Source organism: Paenibacillus sp. FSL H7-0357, from assembly GCF_000758525.1.
GTDB lineage: Bacteria > Bacillota > Bacilli > Paenibacillales > Paenibacillaceae > Paenibacillus_AQ.
The window spans coordinates 7,498,146-7,516,693 of record NZ_CP009241.1 but is presented as its reverse complement, the minus strand read 5'-3'; the positions used below and the strand labels follow the sequence as shown (position 1 = coordinate 7,516,693).

Sequence of the window (18,548 nt, the reverse complement as noted above, 5' to 3'; positions counted from 1 at the left end):
ATGGTGATGGAGATTAACGTTCTGCTGGTGGATGACGAAGTGGTCGATTTGGAATGGCTCAGACGGCGTGTGGCGGGCAATGAGCATTTGCCTTTGCATAATGTTAGAACGGCCGCGAGCGGGTTTGCCGCTCTCAAAATGATGGAGCAGTATCCTGTTGACATCATTCTCTCCGATATCCGTATGCCCATCATGTCAGGAATGGAATTTGCGCGGAAAGCGAAGGAGATCAACCCCGAGATCCATATTGTTTTTATTAGCGGACATCAGGATTTCAGCTATGCCAAAGAAGCGATTCAATTGAGCGCATCCGGTTATTTGCTTAAGCCCGTCGATGACGACGAGCTAAACCATATGCTGAGGGGACTCTGCGCCAAGATTGAGAAAGAGCGGAAGCAGCATATTTCCTTGTCGGAGACACTGACGCTTGTGAATCAGGAACTGTTGCTGCGCTGGTTTAACGAGGCCACTCCGGGTCAGGTCGAGACGCATATTCAGAGTTTCCTAGTGCCCTATTTACAAGATGCGTCCGCGGTAGCCATCGTTGAGATCGACGACATGGCGTGGAAAATAGAGTCATGGACTGAAGAGAAGCGGAGTGTATGGAGCAGCAGCGCCAATCATTTCATCCGGAAGTTCGCTCACGATCAAAATTTAGGCATGGTCATCACCACCTATGACTATCACTTTGTGATCTTGGCTGCAGTTCAGGAACAATATTTCACCGCTTTGATGGAAGAGCTGATTCGGGCGTTCTATCAGGAATTTTCCTTTTCCATTACCATCGGCCGGGGGATGTACACAACCAAACTCGACAAGCTGCATAAGTCCTACCGGCAGGCTCAGGCCGCTTTAAGCATCAAATGGATTGTCGGCAAAAACAGGCTCATCCAAGACGCCTCCGAGTGGCACCCAAAGGAAAAGATCGCTGCGGATGTAGAGGTTATTGTTGACCGGATGCTTAAAGCTATGCTCGACTACGACCTTACAACCATTGACGATTGCTTGCTGCAGCTGTTTGCCGGAGACAGCCCGATCTCCCAGAAAAACGATATTTACGACATCATCATTCGGATTACCTCCAAGCTTCATGCCGATCTGCGGCAAATGGATGAGCATTTGTACGAGATTTTGAATTGGGATTCCCATCATCCTTTTGTGCTCTTTCAGTTCGAAACGGTGCATGATATCCTTTCGTGGCTGAGAAGAAGGTTCTTTGAACTGTCGGAGCTGCTGTATTTGAAACGGCAAAGACAAAAGCGGAAGCTAATTGATGAAATCACGGAATATGTGAAAGGAAGATTGGAGCAAAAAGTAACGCTGAACGAAGTTGCCGCTCATTTCGATTTTACGCCCAACTATCTGGGTCATCTGTTTAAAGTCGAAACCAACAGTCTATTCAGCGATTTCCTGAGTGAATTGCGAATGAAGCGGGTATGCGAGCTGCTCGGAGATCCGACGAAGAAAATATATGAAATTGCAGAACAGGCCGGATATAAAAATATTATTTATTTCAATAGGCAGTTCAAGCAGTACATGGGCATGTCCCCCGGCGAGTACCGGAAGAGAAACAAAATTTGAATCTATTCGTGAGGCTCTTGTTCCGGACGGGACAGGGCTTATTTTTTGTCGAATCGTTGAATTAGTATTAAGTTTAGTTGTTTCGCTGAATTATGTCACCGCACCCGCCCTATTATAATCAGAGATATAGAGAAGAGAGGGGTGCAAAGATGAAAGGGCATACATTTTGGAGCGATTTGAAAAACTACAGGGTTCTCTTATTGATGCTGGCACCAGCGGTTGCATTTTTCCTCCTGTTTGCCTATATCCCGATGGCAGGCATCATTATTGCCTTCAAGCATTATGATTACGCCGGAGGTATTTTTGGGAGTGCCTGGAACGGACTCGACAACTTCCGCTTTTTCTTTGAATCGGGAGATGCCTGGCGGGTCACACGAAATACAGCATTGTACAACATTGCGTTTATTATCGTGAACAACTCGTTGCAAATATTTGCAGCAATCATGTTGTTTGAGGTCGGCGGCAAATGGTTCCGGAAAATCACACAATCGGCGCTGTTTCTTCCTTACTTTATCTCATGGGTCGTTGTCGGGGCGATTGCCTATAACCTGCTCAACTATGATATCGGCACTGTGAATGCTCTGCTTAGAGGCTTAGGACTGGAGCCTGTCGATATTTACAATACACCTTCCTATTGGCCGTATATCCTGGTTCTCGTTTCCGCCTGGAAAGGTCTTGGATACGGAACGGTGATGTACCTGGCCGCGATTACGGGCATAGATACCGAGATGTACGAAGCGGCTGAAATCGATGGTGCCAATATTTTTCAGCGGATCATGAAAGTGACGATTCCCAATCTTTATCCGACGATTATTATTCTGGTGCTGCTGGCGGTCGGGAATATCTTCCGCGGTGACTTCGGGATGTTCTATAACATGATCGGCAACAACGGTTTGTTGTTCTCTTCGACAGATGTTATCGATACTTTCGTTTTCAGATCGCTGATTACTTCGAATGACATCGGCATGTCGGCTGCGGCTGGCGTTTTCCAATCCGTTCTTGGATTCGTGACGATCATGACTGTGAACTTTGCTGTCCGTAAATACGACAAAGACCGCGCCCTGTTCTAAGCGCATAAGGAGTTTAGTTTTTCAAAATGGAGGTAACGATATGAAGCAGCTCGATCGTAAAATATTCTCAGGTATTGGTTATGTATCCCTGATTTTTCTCGCGATTTTATGTATTTTTCCCTTTGTGCTTGTCGTATCGTCATCCTTTACGGAAGAAAATAAAATCATAACGGAAGGCTATCAATTTATACCGACTGCATTTTCTACGGAAGCCTACAGTATTTTGTTTAAGTATCCCGAGCAAATGATTCAGGCCTACTTGGTGACAATAGCTGTTACGATAATAGGCACGCTTCTGGGCTTATTTCTGACCTCGATGACCGCTTACGCGCTGTCCAGAAAAGATTTCAAGTGGCGCAACAAGTTTTCCTTCTTCTTCTTCTTTACGACTTTGTTTAGTGGCGGGCTGGTCCCGTGGTATCTGCTTATGGTCAACTACCTGGATATGAAGGATACTCTGGCGGCCTTAGTGATTCCAATGATGCTCAACGTCTTCTATATCATTGTCATGAAGTCCTTTATGGGCAGCATTCCGGAAGCGATTGTAGAATCGGCCAAAATTGACGGCGCAGGCGACTTCAAGATCTATGCTCGTCTAATCCTGCCGCTCTCTAAACCGGCGCTTGCTACAATCGGATTGTTCCTTGCACTTGCCTATTGGAACGACTGGTACAACGCGCTGCTATTTATATCCAATGAAAACCTGATGCCGCTCCAATATTATTTATATAAAATGCTTGGCAATATGGATGGCATGCGAAAAGCTATGATGGGTGCGGGAGCCGTCGTAACTACTTCGATTCCGACCGAAAGCTTGAAGATGGCGATGACGGTTGTAGCAACCGGTCCAATTCTGCTAGCTTATCCATTCGTACAGAAGTACTTCGTCCAAGGCTTGACGATTGGCGCTGTGAAAGGGTGAACCCGGGGAAACCCGGTTAATCAATATATTTAAACATAAGGGGGAAGGTTTGAAATGCTGAAGAAAAATAGATTGATCATGTTGGCGCTCGTTTTAACCTTCGTAATGATTTTGAGTGCATGCGGCGGCGGAAAGAACAATGCCAATGCACCTGCTCAGGCTACTAACAATGCATCAGAGTCAGCAGAGCCAGGCAGCGATACGACAGGCGGCTCAGACACCTCAGGCGCCATTGATACCTCCAAAGAAGTGAAGCTGAAAATGATTTTTGTGGGTCCCAAACCTGTAGACTATGATATCGTGTTTGCTGAAATTAATAAAAAGCTGAAAGAAAAAATTAATGCCACGGTCGAAGGCGAATTCCTGGACTGGTCTGACTGGGCGCAAAAATATCCACTGAAGCTGGCGGCGGATGAAGATTTTGACCTCATCTATTCAGCAAACTGGGCCGGCTACAATGATCAGGCGCTGAAAGGCGGCTTCCTGGAATTGACCGATGAGCTGCTTACCAAATATATGCCGCAAACGATGGCTGCGATGTCTGATGTGGGCTGGGATCAGGCGAAAGTAAACGGAAAACTGTACATGGTTCCGCAAAACAGAGGGGAGTCCGTTGAAAAGCTGATTTTGTATCGTGAAGATTTGCGTAAGAAACACAATCTGCCAGAAATCAACAGCCCGGAAACCTATGCTACTTATTTGAAAGCGATAGCACAAAACGAGAAGGGCGTATCGCCTTTCACTCCGGAAACAGGGGACTGGAAATTTCATAATTTGGACCGCGTCTTGCTGAAGCAGCAAAATGAATGGAATATGTTTGATCTCGACCTTCCATTTGCCTTTAAATTGACGGATGAAAAAGGGCAAATCTTTAACGTATATGAAACGCAAGAGTTCAAAGATCTGCTCGTGTATTACAAGGACCTTGCCGATAACAATGCATGGTCGAAGAACGTTCTGAACAGCAAAAACGATCATCAGGCGGATTTTAAAGCAGGCAAAACGGCATCGATTACGCACAACAACGGAACGCTTGGAGCCCTCATGGCTTTAATGCGCCAAGAAAATTCTCCTTATGAAGTAGCACTGGCCGACATCAACCAAGGCAAGAAAAAATCGGTAGCTATTTCTACACAAAACGGTACGTCGGTCCATGCAACTTCCGAGAATCCGGAACGTTCCCTGATGTTAATCGATCTGATGCAAAATGATAAAGAACTGCATGATCTGATGATGTACGGCGTAAGCGGTGTACACTATGAAGCGGTGGGCGACGACAAATATAAAGCAACCGCTAAAAATGCCAACTTTACCGGCTTCTCGAACTGGAGCTTCAACTCGCCGCTCAACCGTGACAATGAAGCCTTCCCGCAAGAAATTTCCGATCTGGTGAATGGCTGGGAAGCAAAAGAAGTCTACCATTATCCGCTTGAAACGTTTGTATTCGACAACAGCAAAGTGAAAACGCAAATCGCCAACATAGGCAATGTGATGCTCCGCTATGCGGTTCCGCTTGAGTACGGCGTAATTGATGATATCGACAAAGGCCTTGCAGAGCTGAACAAGCAACTGAAATCGGCTGGCATTGATAAAATCCAAGCTGAACTGCAAGCTCAAATTGATGCTTTCTTGGCAAACAAGTAAACAGCTCTAATGAGCAAAACCTCCGCCCAAAGGGGAGACCACTGAAAAAATCCATTTAGATTTCAAAAAGACATTCTCCTCATTTTTCTGAGGAGAATGTCTTTTTTTTTTCGGTATAATTAAAGTATCAAACCAAAGGCTGGTGGTCTCCATGCTCCCTGAGCAGCCTGATCATTAAAATAGCGATTTCACTTAATCCCTTCATTCGCAGCAGCTTTTTACTAGTATTATATTCCCATAAGGTCATATAAATGGTATGCTATTGTAATGTTGTGCAAACGATTTCCTAAATTGAATAGGAGGAACTGTATGATGAAGATTTAGATATTATAATCTTTGAAACCGTTGAAGATTTGTGTAACTGTGTTTTTAATTAACAGAAGTGGCTCATTATTCTAATCAGATTGGAGATTATGAGTATGACTTTAATTTTACCTTTTATTCGTCCAAACAAAGATAATTATTTACTTGATCAGGTGAATTGTCTAGAAAAAACGTTATTAATTGTTGCAGAGGGGAAAAGGAGTTACTTTTCAAACTATTATCTAATTCTTCAGAAGTGTTTTGAGTTATATCATAGTTCGAATTTAAAAATTGATTTTAACCAGTTTTGTAAGAACACTGAAGAAGTTATGAGTCTTTTAGGTCTAAAGGTACATTATTTCCCCCTGTGCAGAGATATACATACGATTATTAGGGAACAAATAGATCTCCAAAGACCAGTTCTAGTCTTCGGCAACTTGAAAACGCTTTATTACAGTCATCATTATAATGTATCTGATTGGATGCATTTATTTTTAATTAAAGGGTACAATGCCACAACAGGGGTTTATTATATTATGGACAGTGCACAAAAGAAAAATGAAGGTTATAAATATGATGAATTTGTTATCACTACGGAAATGTTAGAAAGTTTGGCGACATCCTCTCATGAAACATATAATACAGAATGCTTTTTTTCAATTGAAAGCTTACATTTAGAACCCCTAGAATCAGAATTACTTATTACCTGTATAAACGAGATCCTAAATGCACCGATAAATAATGAGATTATAGCAATGGAACAGCACCAAGAGAACAACAGTGGAATAACTACTGAATACATTGGCACCAAGTTATTAGGAATGGTTAAATCAAAGGAAGTCCTTAACGCAGAATTAGTGATACAATTTAAGCGTTTTTCAGTAAATAGTACCTTAATAGAAAAAATAGAGGAGACATCTGCGCAACTTATTAAAGAATGGAAAACAGTTATTTCAGTTTATTTAAAAAGCTTAATTACAGAAAACCGATCATTTAGTGTACAAGTGAACTCAGAAAAAGCAATAATACTAGAGAATTCTTTAAAAACTTATTTAAAAGAAGTTTTAATTATGCTTTATTCATTACGGGAAATACAACAGAAAGAAATGCCTGAAATGAAATGGAACGCAGAAAATAATGAAGAAGGTATTATACAGTCTGACGAAGATATTATTAAGTTTTGCATTCAAACTGATAAAGAATATGATTACAATAATTCTCCTAAATTTATGTATCATATAAAGCCTAATCAAAATTTTATATATAATGTACAGATTTCTATTGCACAAGAACCTAAAGTGTCTGCATATCAAGCGGGTATTATCTTTAGAACAAAACTTGGTGAGACATATATTTGGGGGATCTTTAACAATGAAAAAGTTGTTTTATCCAAATCTATTGATCCGATATTTAGTTATAATGTAGTTCGGAATGTTGAGATATTACAAGTGAGACTTGAGAATAATGGAGATTATGTATTTTCTGTTGCTGATCAAGATACATCTATTGTAGAAGTTTACAGAACAAATATGCTTTCCGATTTAACTGCGATTGGAATTGGATTCAGGAATTGGTATTCTGTAAATTCGTTACAACTAGACTTGAAATCACATATTGAATTAATAGAGTAACTGATTGTCAAATATCGCTAACGGATTTTGAAGCTCATGAGCTTCTAAAGCTCCCCCAGAGCAGTGGAACCTCCTAAAAGACGACATTCATTCGCCAAGCTGCGGATGAATGTCGTCTTTTTCTGCTTTTCTTACTTTCCGCCAATCTGATATAACAACAAGGAGAAGCTACTCAGACCTATTGAACAGGAGCGAGAACTAAAGCCTTCAGGTTTAGTTCCTGGTCTTTATCCATACCCAGGAAGTTGGCAGCATAGTACAGACCGTTCTGCTCCCAGAAGTAATAAGTTTGAGTTTTTATCTTTGTTTTGTCTGAGCCGCTGCCAGCATAGAAAGGTCCAGAGTATACATGAGCGTTATCAGCATAAGCTGAAATTTCGATGCCGTTAATCTCCAGTTTCCGAATGAACGAGAGCTTGGACGCATTGAACAGTGGAGCTTTGCTCTGATAAAGCGAAAGTACATCGTTCATATCATAGATTTTGGAATCGTAAGGTGCCCGATAGTCATTCCACAGGGCATCCGAGGTCTGTCTGAACGAGAACCCTGTGTTCTGGTCTCCGGCTTTCAGCAATACCGAGTCGGCCAGCGTAAGCTGGGTGTCGGGCAAGTCAAACGGGAACTTCACGTTAAAGCCGAGAATATTCTTCGCTTCGAGCAAATCTTTTTCGTCGTATAGAGGAAAAGAATTTCCCTCCCCATCGTAGCGGACATGCTGAACCTGCTGCGGAGAAACAAAGGATTGCGCGACTTTCGATAGCTCCTCTTGTGTGAACAGGCTATCGAAATTGACCGCATATGCTATATCCTTGTCTTGCCAGATGTAGCTTATGCCCGTCCCCGGCTTACGCCCGTTGACTTGTTTTGCCGTGAATAGAGTGCCTTGGATATTGCCCATCGCAACCACCTCCTGCCGGTAAGAAGGAGAGGCTGTGTCCTCTTGGGAATATGGAGCGCCCCACAATAACTTGTGCTCCAGCATATTACCCTTGCCTTTGGAGGCGAGCATCTCGAATCTTTTCTCATCTTCTTGTCCGAAATGGGACACATAAGTAATGGTTACTGTATCAATGAGGTCAACTTGGTTCGCTTTGGAGAATAGCTCACTCAATGTCACATTCTCAAGCTGGTAACCTTCGGGCAGATAGTCAGGTACATTAAAGTCGAATTTGGAAAAAACAATCGCCCGGTCTAGACGGTTAAACCATTTGAACGAGTCAATCGGTCTGACGATCCTGAATGAAGAAACAGTTTGCTTCTGGGAGTCTGTTGCATGGATATTAACATCCGGTTGCGTGCCATTTGCATCTTGTGCTCCATTGGTGAGCAAGACGATGCTCAAGGCAAGCACCAAGAGAATAGCGGCGGCGGATAGCTTGTACGAACCTTTTTTGAACTTGGCGATCATCGTCACTCTCCGTTTCGTTTCATTCTGGTGCTCAAAGAAATGCGAAAGATTGACCCGCGGGGCAGAGGTTCTGGAAAATAAGCGCGACAGCATAAGAAGTGTCATACCGTACGACGCAGCTTCTTTTTCACCCAGCACCTCAAGCACGCCTGCGTCGCAGGCGACCTCCCGATCGGCATTCATTTTTTTCATGGCCAGCCAAACCAGCGGATTGTACCAATGGAGCCAGACCGCTAACGTCCACAGGGAGTTGAACCATAAGTCTTTGCGTTGATAGTGGGTCAGCTCATGCAGCAGAATATGTGTGAGCTGCCTTGTATCGGCAATTGCGACGATATCTTCGGGCAAATAAATTCTCGGCTTCATTAAGCCATAGAGACACGGGCTGCGAAGACTGCTCGTTTCATAGACGGGAATGGTTTGGCGAATGCCTAATTTCTCTAGGCACGCCGCGAGAACGGAGAGCACCTCCGGGTTGTCTGACTTGCGGGAGGTTCCGGCCCTGCTTCTGAATTTGAGCGTGAAGAACAGGGAGTATGAACCGAAAAAAAGGAGTCCTGCAAGCCAAACAAGCGTGCTTACTGCTAACCCGCTCAGCCCATCGCGAACTTTCTCATAGATGTTCTCTTGAGGAGACTGCTGTGCAATAGACGAACCTTGTTCTCCCGAACGGATCGGGACAGTGTCTGGACGCAAGGTTTTTTCTCCACTATCCGTTACTGTCACCTTCGTACTGGAGTCGGATTCGGAAGAAAGCATCGGGAGGGTATTCTTTTGCTCCAGACTCCATTCCACAGGCAACGCTTGCGGTATTAGATTGAATAGGCTGACAGGGCTTTGCGGAGCGAAGGGAACCAGCAGCTTAATCAAAACGATAAACCACAATGCATGCAGGATTCTAGGGCTAAGACGCTTGAGGAACAGCTTCCGGGCCAAGAGCAACAATAGCAGGATGACCGTTGAAGCCAGGGACGCGGCCAGGAAGAGGAGGAAAAAGGTGTCGATAGATTTCATGAGTTCTTCTTTTTCTCCAAAAGTTGTTGAAGCTCCTCAATTTCTTTCTCCGAGAGGTTCTCTTCTTCGAGAAATTTCGCGCACAACATACCGACGGCCCCTTTATAAACCCTGTCCAGGAAAGAACGATTTTCAGTTTTTAAGTATTCATCGTGTGAAACCAGCGGATAGTAGAGATAGTTCCGGCCAGACTTCTCGAATGCAATCGCCTTTTTCTTATGCAGCCGGTTCAGAAAGGTTTTAATCGTCTGATCCGACCACTGCATCTGCTGCGTCAGCTTAGAAATAATCTCATTTGCGGACAAAGGCTCTTTTTGCCAGAGGAGCTTCATCACTTCGCTTTCGGCCTCGGTAATGCGTGGGGACTCCTGCATTGTCTTCACCTTTTTTCAATGATTTTTGTTTACGTCTGTAAACGATAGTTATAGTTTACAAGTGTAAACGTAACGGGTCAAGCCGAAAGCGAATAATCCGGTATTCCCATATCAAACATCTGCATATAAATGTCATACGGATTGTGCAAACTTTTGATTTTTTATTTGCTTCAAATTGTATATAATTATCTGATAACAGCCGATAACGTTTTTAATAGTATTCCTGAGTGGAGCCTTGCCTCTTACAGTCCCTAAGCAGCCGGTCTGGCTCTTTTTTGCAAATATAAAAGAGATAAGGAAGGTTTTTTATGAGCAGCGAACAGAAAAAAACAGACATTATCTTAATTGGTGCCGGAGTCATGAGCGCGACTTTGGGAGCTTTGCTGAAAGAGTTAGCACCGGAATGGGAAATTAAAGTGTTTGAGAAGCTTGCAGGCGCGGGAGAAGAAAGCTCTAACGAATGGAACAATGCAGGTACGGGCCATGCGGCACTGTGTGAGCTCAACTATACTTCCGAAAAGTACGACGGATCCATAGATATCAGCAAAGCTGTAAAAATCAATGAACAGTTCCAGCTTTCCAGACAGTTCTGGTCTTATCTGGTGGAACGCAACTTGATTCGTCATCCGCAGGACTTCATTATGCCGCTTCCGCACATGAGTTGGGTGCAAGGGGAAAAGGACGTCTCTTATTTGAACAGGAGATTTAAAGCGCTATCAAAAAATCCTCTGTTTCAGGGGATGGAGTATTCCGATGACCCTGCGAAGCTGAAGGAATGGATTCCGCTGATGATGGAAGGCCGTACATCGAATGAACCGGTAGCTGCAACCAAGATCGACTCGGGAACAGATGTCAACTTTGGCGCCTTGACGCGCCTGTTGTTTGATCATCTAAAAAGCCAAAACGTCGAAATCAACTATAAGCATGGGATCAAGGATATTAAACGGACCAGCGACGGCATGTGGAAGGTTAAAGTGCATAATCTGGATAACGGTAAAATTGAGTACCATACCGCCAAATTCGTCTTTATCGGGGCTGGAGGCGGCAGCTTATCCTTACTGCAAAAAACCGGCATTCCAGAGTCCAAACATATTGGCGGATTTCCGGTAAGCGGATTATTTATGGTCTGCCACAATCCGGAAGTCGTCGCACAGCATCATGCAAAAGTATACGGTAAAGCCAAGCTTGGGGCTCCGCCAATGTCTGTCCCGCATCTGGATACCCGTTATATCGGCAACAAAAAAGCACTGCTGTTCGGACCGTTTGCCGGCTTCTCGCCAAAGTTCCTGAAGACGGGTTCGAATTTGGATTTGATCGGTTCCGTAAAACCGAATAATCTCCTCACCATGCTGGCGGCAGGCGTAAAAGAAATGTCCTTGACCAAATATCTGATCCAGCAGTTAATGTTATCGAATGAACAACGTATGGATGAAATACGCGAGTTTATTCCGAACGCCAAAAGTGCAGACTGGAGTATGGTGGCAGCAGGCCAACGTGTACAGGTGATCAAAGATACGGAGGGTGGTAAAGGAACGCTCCAATTTGGTACCGAAGTAGTGAGTGCCGCCGATGGGTCGGTAGCTGCGCTGCTGGGCGCTTCTCCAGGTGCTTCTACTGCCGTTCACGTGATGCTGGAAGTACTGGAGAAATGTTTCCCGCAGCATATCAAGCAATGGGAGCCGAAAATAAAAGAAATGATTCCTTCTTACGGCGTTTCACTGGAGGACAACCCGGAATTGCTCCAGGAGATTCTGGCTTCCCTAACGCAGACACTTGGTCTAAGTGAAAAAGAACCGCAAACGACCCCATAAACTATCCTTGAGTTGAACCGTTTCGTACGGTTCAACTTTTTGTATACAGTAGGATAAAGGCTCTATCCCGGATATAAGTCCTTATCCTCGAATGGAAACAATCCGGTTGCGGCCTTGATCTTTAGCTTCGTATAAGGCTTCGTCCACCGATTTGAACAAATCACTTAAGTAGGCAGCCGCGTCCCTTGGCTGCCGGGCTGTGAAATCACTGATACTTAGAAGACCCATACTAATGGTGACCGACACTGGCTGATCCACATTTTCGATACTCATCTTATTGAATTCTATGTTCGCTTTGAGCTGTTCAGCCAGGAGCAGTGCCTGTGACTCATCCGTATCCGGTAAATAAATAATGAATTCCTCTCCTCCATAACGGGCTAAGATGTCATCTTGCCGAAGCGTTTGCTGCAGGATCTCTACCGTACCGCAAATCACCGCATCTCCGGCCAAATGACCGTAACGATCATTGACTGCTTTAAAGAAATCGATATCTATCAGGATAAGTGTCGAAGGGGCTCGGTATTCCTGGTTCTTGGTCACTTCACTCTCCAGCTGTTGGGTCAAATAGTGACGATTATAGCATCCTGTCAAGCTGTCGGTGATCGCCATCTTCGTAAGCTTGCGGTTGGTCTGAAACAACTCCTCCTGGACCTTGATTAAAGATTCGTTTCTTTCCTGCAGAATGCTGTTCTGATGATTAGTCTCCTCAATGAGACGGCGAAGTTCGCTCATATCCTGGAACGTGATGATCCGCCCCACCCTGACAGCATTAACCATAATGGGCGCGGCATGAATGTGGATGTATAGCTGGACCTCAGGCTGCCAGAGCTCAATCTCAGCTACCTCATCGGGACATTCCCGGTAACGAAGCAGGAAGTTTGCGTTCTCTACGGTGCTGCCGGGCAAGATGCCGGACATGTCGAACAGGTCACCGGCCTCCATTAGCAGGAGGGGGCGCAGAGCCTGATTGATTTCCACCACCTTTTCATGATCATCAAGCACTAGAATCCCATACTCCAACGTATCTATAATATCCTGGTGGGCGATGGTCACAATATCAAACACTTTATCCTGATGGATTGTAATCACAAAGAAAATAGCTGAGATCACAATACCCAAAGAGGTGAACCCCGGGATGACGGGCAAATAATCATCTAGTACAACATTCAGGAAGATATCGAGCATAAGAAATACGGTCACTGCCAGTATCCCTTTCAGCATGTACATGACCTGGTTTTTAATCCGCGGCGCCTGATCGGAGACCAGGGCTACATAAATGATATATAAGGATACGATGGCATGGATAACGAGGATTGAAATATTGATCCAAAAAATAGGACCATAGATTCTTTCGACATATCCGCCGTTTACCGGGAGAACAAACCAGCCATTGGGATTCAGCACCACACCGAGCGATGAGATAATTGCCGGGATGAACAGGAGCATTAATATTTTCCGCTTGAGAAATTGCGATTGGCCCGAGATAAGAATGGTGAAGAAGATCCAGCCGGCAGTCAGCAGAGAAGCATCCACAAAGGCAAGCTTCACATAAAACAATTGGTAAATGGGGTCCTGGGCGGATCTGATGGCGAACTGGCAGTAAGGCCATATCATCATGAAAAAATGAAATGCCAAATATACTTTATGCAGATTTGTAATCGTGACCGAAGCAAATATGTATACGAACAAAAGAAATAAAATGAAGCAAAGCATCAAATCAATCCACGACTCCAAAGCCAATAGGTGCACCCTCTTGCTATTATTAGTAATTTGAATCTATGTGGGTCTAGAGTCTTATATATTGATTTTAATATATAATCAGCATGGAAAGATTACAAGATATTAAGGGGATTAATACAGGAAAGTACCATTCGGCTGTTGAATATATCCGAAACCGTACTATTGAATAGTAGGCGTATCCAGATACGCCCTAGCCGCAGGAGGAGAACAATATGAAGTCGATCACCGTTCAAAGCCTTACGGAAAAGTTTCATTTGGAGGTGCTTGCGGGTTCCAGCCGTATGGACCGTTTAATTACCCGTCCGCGGACGCATAGACCGGGGCTTGAGTTTGTGGGATATTTTGATTTCTTTCCCATGGAGCGGGTGCAAGTGCTCGGGCGCAAGGAAATTAATTATTTATTGACGCTAAGCGTAGAAGAACGCAGGCTGCATATCGGGAATATCGTCAAATATCATCCGCCGTGTTTCATTGTGACGACAGGCCAGCAGGAGATCCCTTATCTGACCCTGTTCTGCGATCAGGAGGGCATTCCCCTGCTACGGACAGCAGATACGACAACCGAGTTCATAGCCAAGCTGGACAGCTATCTGGTGAAGACACTGGCGCCCGAGCTGTCGATCCATGGCGTATGCGTCAACGTATCGGGCATAGGAATTCTGCTCAGGGGCAAGTCCGGGATCGGCAAAAGCGAAACCGCACACACGCTTATTAGAAGAGGCCACCGGTTCGTGGCGGACGATATAGTGGTGCTTAAGAAGCTGGGGCCGGCTACGCTGCTCGGGACGCATAATGAGACAACACGCGAGTTCCTGGCGCTGCGGAGCATCGGGCTGATTAATGTCGTACGCCAATACGGGCGCAGGGCTTTTCAGGACGAGACGCGAATCGTACTCGACATTGAGCTGTCCCCATGGCGGGAAAATTCTCTGAATAATGAGCTGGAGCTGGTTCCTCAGTTCACCGAATATCTTGGTGTCCAAATTCCGCATATCGAGGTCCAGCTTCAGCCGGGTCGTGATGTCGCCGGTCTGATCGAGGCAGCCGCTAACAATTGGTACCTGAAGCAGCTCGGCTACAGCGCCGTTGAAGATTTCATGAAGCGGATCGAAGACGGGATGCAGCCGTGAGCATAGGGGATAGGGTAGAAAGACAGACTGCGAAGGATACCCTTGGCAGTCTGTCTTCTTGTTACGGAATGTCTTGGATTTATGTTTCTGACCGAAAGGTTTTACCGAGCTGATGACCCAGGCCGAAATAATGACGGAAATTATAGATTAACGGACTCCATTTTTGCGGATCGATATGATCTCCTTCAAGGATAATTTCTTTATGCGCATGTACATGCACAGCTTGGGTCTCAATAATAGCAAAGTCCGGAGAATGCTCAGGAATTCGAATGTTTTTTACGCGAGCTTCAATTTGTAGCGGGCATTCCATAATTCGTGCAGGTTGTACCGCTATAGACTGGGCAGGAGTCAATCCACTTATAGCATATTTATCTTTTTGATAGGAAAATCCATATTTCTGCTTATGTTCTGGAACGGGGTTTTTGCCGGTATAAGGCGCTAATTGTTCTACATTCTCCCAAAGGGAAGGGCTAGGAATATTAATTACACACTCAGGAAGCCGCTCTAAATTTTCAAGCGCTTTCCCCTCCAGTCCAACCCCTAGTACAATACAATCTCCCAATGCCCATGATGAAGAAATAGGACTAATATTTACTGTTCCATCTTCATTTAATGTATTTAGCAAAATGACCGGAGTTCCATAATAGAGAATTTTAGGTGTAATCACTTCTGTCTGTGGCAGCTGGTTCGTATTGTTCATTAGTTGTTCTCCTCCTATTTGTATACATCCTCCCTAATTGTATAATATAAATAGTTCAATCATCATCGAAGTGTGGAATGCAAAAATGGAGGGCGAAAATGAAAGCAAATTCGAATGTAGCTGTGATTGCTTCTCTGGTGAGCGAAACTTCCCGTGCAGCAATATTAACTGTTTTACTGGATGGAAGGTTTCATGCAGCAAGTGAGTTAGCCTATATGGCAGGCATCCAGCCTCAAACAGCAAGTTTCCATTTAGCAAAAATGGTCAATGCTAACGTAGTTGCCGTTGAGAAACAAGGGAGACACCGGTACTATGGGATTCGTAATCAAGAAGTAGCCCAGGTGATGGAATCCTTGTTATCACTCGCTTCACCCGTCCAAATTAAGTCTTTAAAACAAGCTTCAGAGGATAAAGCATTGCGTTACGCAAGAACTTGTTATGATCATCTCGCCGGGAGTATAGGGGTTCAATTAACCAATGCCCTCCTTAGGGCAGGTATTCTGCGTGAAGATAAGGAAGGGTTTGCTGTAACTGAAGACGGGGAGGATTTTTTTGTAAGCTTTCAAATTAACCTTGAACAGGTTAAGAAAAAACGCCGCTCATTTTCACACAAATGTCTGGATTGGAGTGAAAGACGGCACCACCTTGCCGGAGCATTAGGGAATGCTCTTCTGGAGAAGCTGTTAGAGGTGAATTGGGTGCAGCGTCTGCCTAACACACGAGCCATAAAGATTACTTCTGAGGGCAAAATGGGCTTCAAGGAAGTCTTTTCATTGGATGTTGAGGATGAACAGGGATAACTCTCAAGCCTTCAGGGTATGTTAGGGTAAAGACATCAAGGGAGTGCATGAGGATGGCCAGAAGAAATAGAAGATATGCCGTGCCAGGGGCTGCACAGGGGATGCAGACGTTCAAAGCAGATGTGATGAAGAGTGAAGGTTATGCCGTTGATCCCAACCACCCGGACGATGTAAAATACGAAGTGGCCAAGGAGCTGGGTATCCCTCTGCAGCCAGGCAACAATGGCGGTCTGACTACGGAATCAGCCGGGCATATTGGCGGAAAAATCGGCGGCGCGATGGTCCGGGAAATGGTCCGTCTTGCCCAGGAGCAGCTTGCGAACAAAGACCAACCCTAAGCCATGAAGCTGCGGCAGCAGCTATACAGGCTTGCGGGTTTGCCGTGAATAGCAGTGAAATCAAGACATCATTCTTAATATAGCTAACTCCGTCCCTGAGGGGACGGTTTTTTTGCGTTCACAAGCAGCAGCCCGAGTGCTGATTCATCAGGACTCAGGCTGCATGTACCTTACAGTGAGAATAAAGTGCGCAAAAGGCCGCGCTTTCTGGGTGGGGCCTGAAGCTTGGCAATAGGGCGCATTTCTTCAGAGGACGATGCCTTGCTGTTTGGTTTCTGGATCGTTTCTATGGATACAGCCAATTGCTGGATCATCTGGCGCAGGTCCTCGAGTTCTTCACGCTGCCGGAGCAGTTGAACCGAGACCACTTCGTCGGCTTTCTGGTCAAGGGAGTGTTCAATATGAACGATGCGGGATAACAGCTCTTCCATAGGCTTATCCGGTGTGTGCAGTGGGCGCATATCTTGCAGCGGCTCTGCCGGCGCAGGTTGTTTGTTACCCCCCAGATCAATACTATCCAAGGTCTCCCCATGCTCGATTCGCTCTTTAATAGATTTTAGCAGGCCGATTTCCTGCCCGGTGAAGATGTAGTGCCCAAATCGGTCCTTTGGAAAGAAATTAGGGAACATGGCGGCCCAACGTTTGATTGTCGTCTGGCTAACGGACAGCAGTTCTGCGGCTTCCTTTGTTTTTAACATTTCCATTTCGATTCCTCCGCTTCGGGGTGTTTGCTATAACCAATTCGTTGTCCTTAAGCGACTCCCTGCAAGGGTGACAAAGGAGGTGTCTATTCGCTAAACAAAGTGCTATTACGAGCAAACCTACGGTTAGATGAAGGATACTGTTCTACAAAAAAGGCCATTTCGTGCAGTCAAAGTCGATGATAGATTAATAGGTTATTGCTGCTTATTATATACCCAAGCCCCTTCACAGCTTGTGCATAAAATATAAAGAGACTCCATTCACCGAGTTTCAAAGATTGCAGATTTTAAGAGTGAGGAGGATGGTTATGAAAGGATTAATCTTATGTGCCGGCAAGGGAACGAGACTTCGGCCTTCGACTTATACCAAACCCAAATGCTTGTTGCCTGTTAATGGGGAGTATATTCTTATCTCCATCATTAAGAAGCTTGTTGCGGCCGGTATTACCGATATTGGAATCGTAGTGAACGCTACACAAGGGGAGATCCGGGAAACGATCGGGGATGGGGAGCGGTGGAACGCCTCTTTAACCTTTCTGCTGCAAGATGAAGCTAAGGGTCTGGCGGATGCGGTCAAAAGTGCAAAGTCTTTTATGGCGGATTCTCCTTTTGTATTGATGCTTGGCGATAATTTATATGAGGGGGATATAGAGCCCTTGATCCGATCACTGGACGCGGATCATTCTGAGGCTTCGATATTGCTTCAGCGGGTCGAGGACCCCAGTCAATTTGGTGTTGCTGTGATTGAGGATCAGCAAATTGTCAGTCTGGAAGAGAAGCCGAAATCTCCGAAATCAAACTTGGCTATTGTCGGCGTCTATGCTTTAACTGCGGCAATCTGGCCGGTCATTGAGAGACTTACACCTTCTCCCCGCGGAGAATATGAGTTGACCGATGCCATTCAAATGATCATCTCACAAGGCGGGCATGTGGCGTACAGTGTGACGGAAGCACCATTTTTTGATATCGGTACCCATGAACGCTGGCTTGAGGCGAATCGCTACAAGATGGATCATGATCCAAAGAACTTTGCAGACCGCTCTGATCCGGACAGTAAGGTTCAGTGGATTCCTCCCGTCATTGTTGATCCAACCGCCCTCGTAATGAACAGTGTGATTGGACCCCATGTGTATATTGGGCCGAATTGTGTCGTCGAAGATTGCATTCTGACCAATAGTATTTTGACGGATGAGGTGCGGTTGTCCCATGTCCATGCGGCGGGAAGTGTGTTTGGATCACATGTTCATCTGGCCGAACAGGAAATTCAGGAGCAGCCGGCGCGTCATATTCTGGGTGATCGTTCAACGGTCACAAGACTCCATTCTGACCCGCAGAACGACGATTCAAAATAAATTAGATACGTACTGGGGAATAGTCCAAT

At 45.1% G+C, this 18,548-nt stretch carries 15 protein-coding genes; 10 read left to right on the top strand and 5 right to left on the bottom strand.

What is annotated here, in order from left to right; all coding sequences use genetic code 11:
- Positions 1-6 precede the first annotated feature (6 nt).
- From H70357_RS33210 to H70357_RS33190, 5 genes are all read left to right on the top strand, one after another.
- Positions 7-1,581 (top strand): response regulator, encoded by a 1,575-nt coding sequence (locus H70357_RS33210; RefSeq protein ID WP_038598031.1) that lies wholly within the window; start codon positions 7-9, stop codon positions 1,579-1,581.
- 149 nt (positions 1,582-1,730) lie between these two features.
- Positions 1,731-2,651, top strand: coding sequence for an ABC transporter permease (locus H70357_RS33205; protein WP_038598029.1), 921 nt, complete (start codon positions 1,731-1,733; stop codon positions 2,649-2,651).
- 40 nt (positions 2,652-2,691) lie between these two features.
- Positions 2,692-3,573: a carbohydrate ABC transporter permease gene (locus H70357_RS33200; protein WP_038598028.1), complete on the top strand. Its 882-nt coding sequence runs from the start codon at positions 2,692-2,694 to the stop codon at positions 3,571-3,573.
- Positions 3,574-3,627: 54 nt separating this feature from the next.
- On the top strand, positions 3,628-5,217 hold the full coding sequence (locus H70357_RS33195; protein WP_038598027.1) for an ABC transporter substrate-binding protein: 1,590 nt from the start codon (positions 3,628-3,630) through the stop codon (positions 5,215-5,217).
- Between the two features lie 419 nt (positions 5,218-5,636).
- Positions 5,637-7,151, top strand: coding sequence for a hypothetical protein (locus H70357_RS33190; protein WP_038598025.1), 1,515 nt, complete (start codon positions 5,637-5,639; stop codon positions 7,149-7,151).
- Between the two features lie 178 nt (positions 7,152-7,329).
- Here H70357_RS33190 and H70357_RS35570 read toward each other — a convergent pair whose 3' ends face one another.
- Together H70357_RS35570 and H70357_RS33180 are read right to left on the bottom strand one after the other, a co-directional pair.
- Positions 7,330-9,573 (bottom strand): M56 family metallopeptidase, encoded by a 2,244-nt coding sequence (locus tag H70357_RS35570; protein ID WP_081966061.1) that lies wholly within the window; start codon positions 9,571-9,573, stop codon positions 7,330-7,332.
- A complete protein-coding gene (locus H70357_RS33180; RefSeq protein ID WP_038598023.1) occupies positions 9,570-9,947 on the bottom strand; it encodes a BlaI/MecI/CopY family transcriptional regulator in 378 nt (125 codons plus the stop codon). Before H70357_RS33180 ends, H70357_RS35570 begins: the two co-directional genes overlap by 4 nt.
- A gap of 308 nt (positions 9,948-10,255) precedes the next feature.
- On the opposite strand from H70357_RS33180, the gene H70357_RS33175 reads away from it, so the two are divergent.
- Positions 10,256-11,758 carry a malate:quinone oxidoreductase gene (locus H70357_RS33175; protein ID WP_038598021.1) on the top strand — a complete coding sequence of 501 codons (1,503 nt, stop codon included), beginning with the start codon at positions 10,256-10,258 and terminating at the stop codon, positions 11,756-11,758.
- A gap of 81 nt (positions 11,759-11,839) precedes the next feature.
- Here the strand turns inward: H70357_RS33175 and H70357_RS33170 are convergent, their stop codons facing one another.
- On the bottom strand, positions 11,840-13,498 hold the full coding sequence (locus H70357_RS33170; RefSeq protein ID WP_052092390.1) for a histidine kinase N-terminal 7TM domain-containing diguanylate cyclase: 1,659 nt from the start codon (positions 13,496-13,498) through the stop codon (positions 11,840-11,842).
- Between the two features lie 212 nt (positions 13,499-13,710).
- Here H70357_RS33170 and hprK point away from each other — a divergent pair, with 212 nt between their 5' ends.
- The gene (gene hprK / locus H70357_RS33165; protein ID WP_038598019.1) at positions 13,711-14,628 is read left to right on the top strand and encodes an HPr(Ser) kinase/phosphatase; all 918 of its coding nucleotides are present in this window, start codon (positions 13,711-13,713) and stop codon (positions 14,626-14,628) included.
- Between the two features lie 79 nt (positions 14,629-14,707).
- On the opposite strand, the gene H70357_RS33160 is transcribed toward hprK, so the two are convergent.
- Positions 14,708-15,328 (bottom strand): flavin reductase family protein, encoded by a 621-nt coding sequence (locus H70357_RS33160; protein WP_038598017.1) that lies wholly within the window; start codon positions 15,326-15,328, stop codon positions 14,708-14,710.
- A gap of 98 nt (positions 15,329-15,426) precedes the next feature.
- Between H70357_RS33160 and H70357_RS33155 the strand changes: the two genes are divergently transcribed.
- Positions 15,427-16,128, top strand: coding sequence for an ArsR/SmtB family transcription factor (locus H70357_RS33155; protein ID WP_038598016.1), 702 nt, complete (start codon positions 15,427-15,429; stop codon positions 16,126-16,128).
- Positions 16,129-16,181: 53 nt separating this feature from the next.
- Entirely contained in the window at positions 16,182-16,466 is a 285-nt protein-coding gene (locus H70357_RS33150; RefSeq protein ID WP_038598014.1) for an alpha/beta-type small acid-soluble spore protein, read from the top strand.
- Between the two features lie 170 nt (positions 16,467-16,636).
- Here H70357_RS33150 and H70357_RS33145 read toward each other — a convergent pair whose 3' ends face one another.
- Positions 16,637-17,170: a MerR family transcriptional regulator gene (locus H70357_RS33145; protein ID WP_038598012.1), complete on the bottom strand. Its 534-nt coding sequence runs from the start codon at positions 17,168-17,170 to the stop codon at positions 16,637-16,639.
- Positions 17,171-17,475: 305 nt separating this feature from the next.
- Between H70357_RS33145 and H70357_RS33140 the strand changes: the two genes are divergently transcribed.
- The gene (locus H70357_RS33140) at positions 17,476-18,519 is read left to right on the top strand and encodes a sugar phosphate nucleotidyltransferase (RefSeq protein WP_038598011.1); all 1,044 of its coding nucleotides are present in this window, start codon (positions 17,476-17,478) and stop codon (positions 18,517-18,519) included.
- Positions 18,520-18,548: the final 29 nt, after the last annotated feature.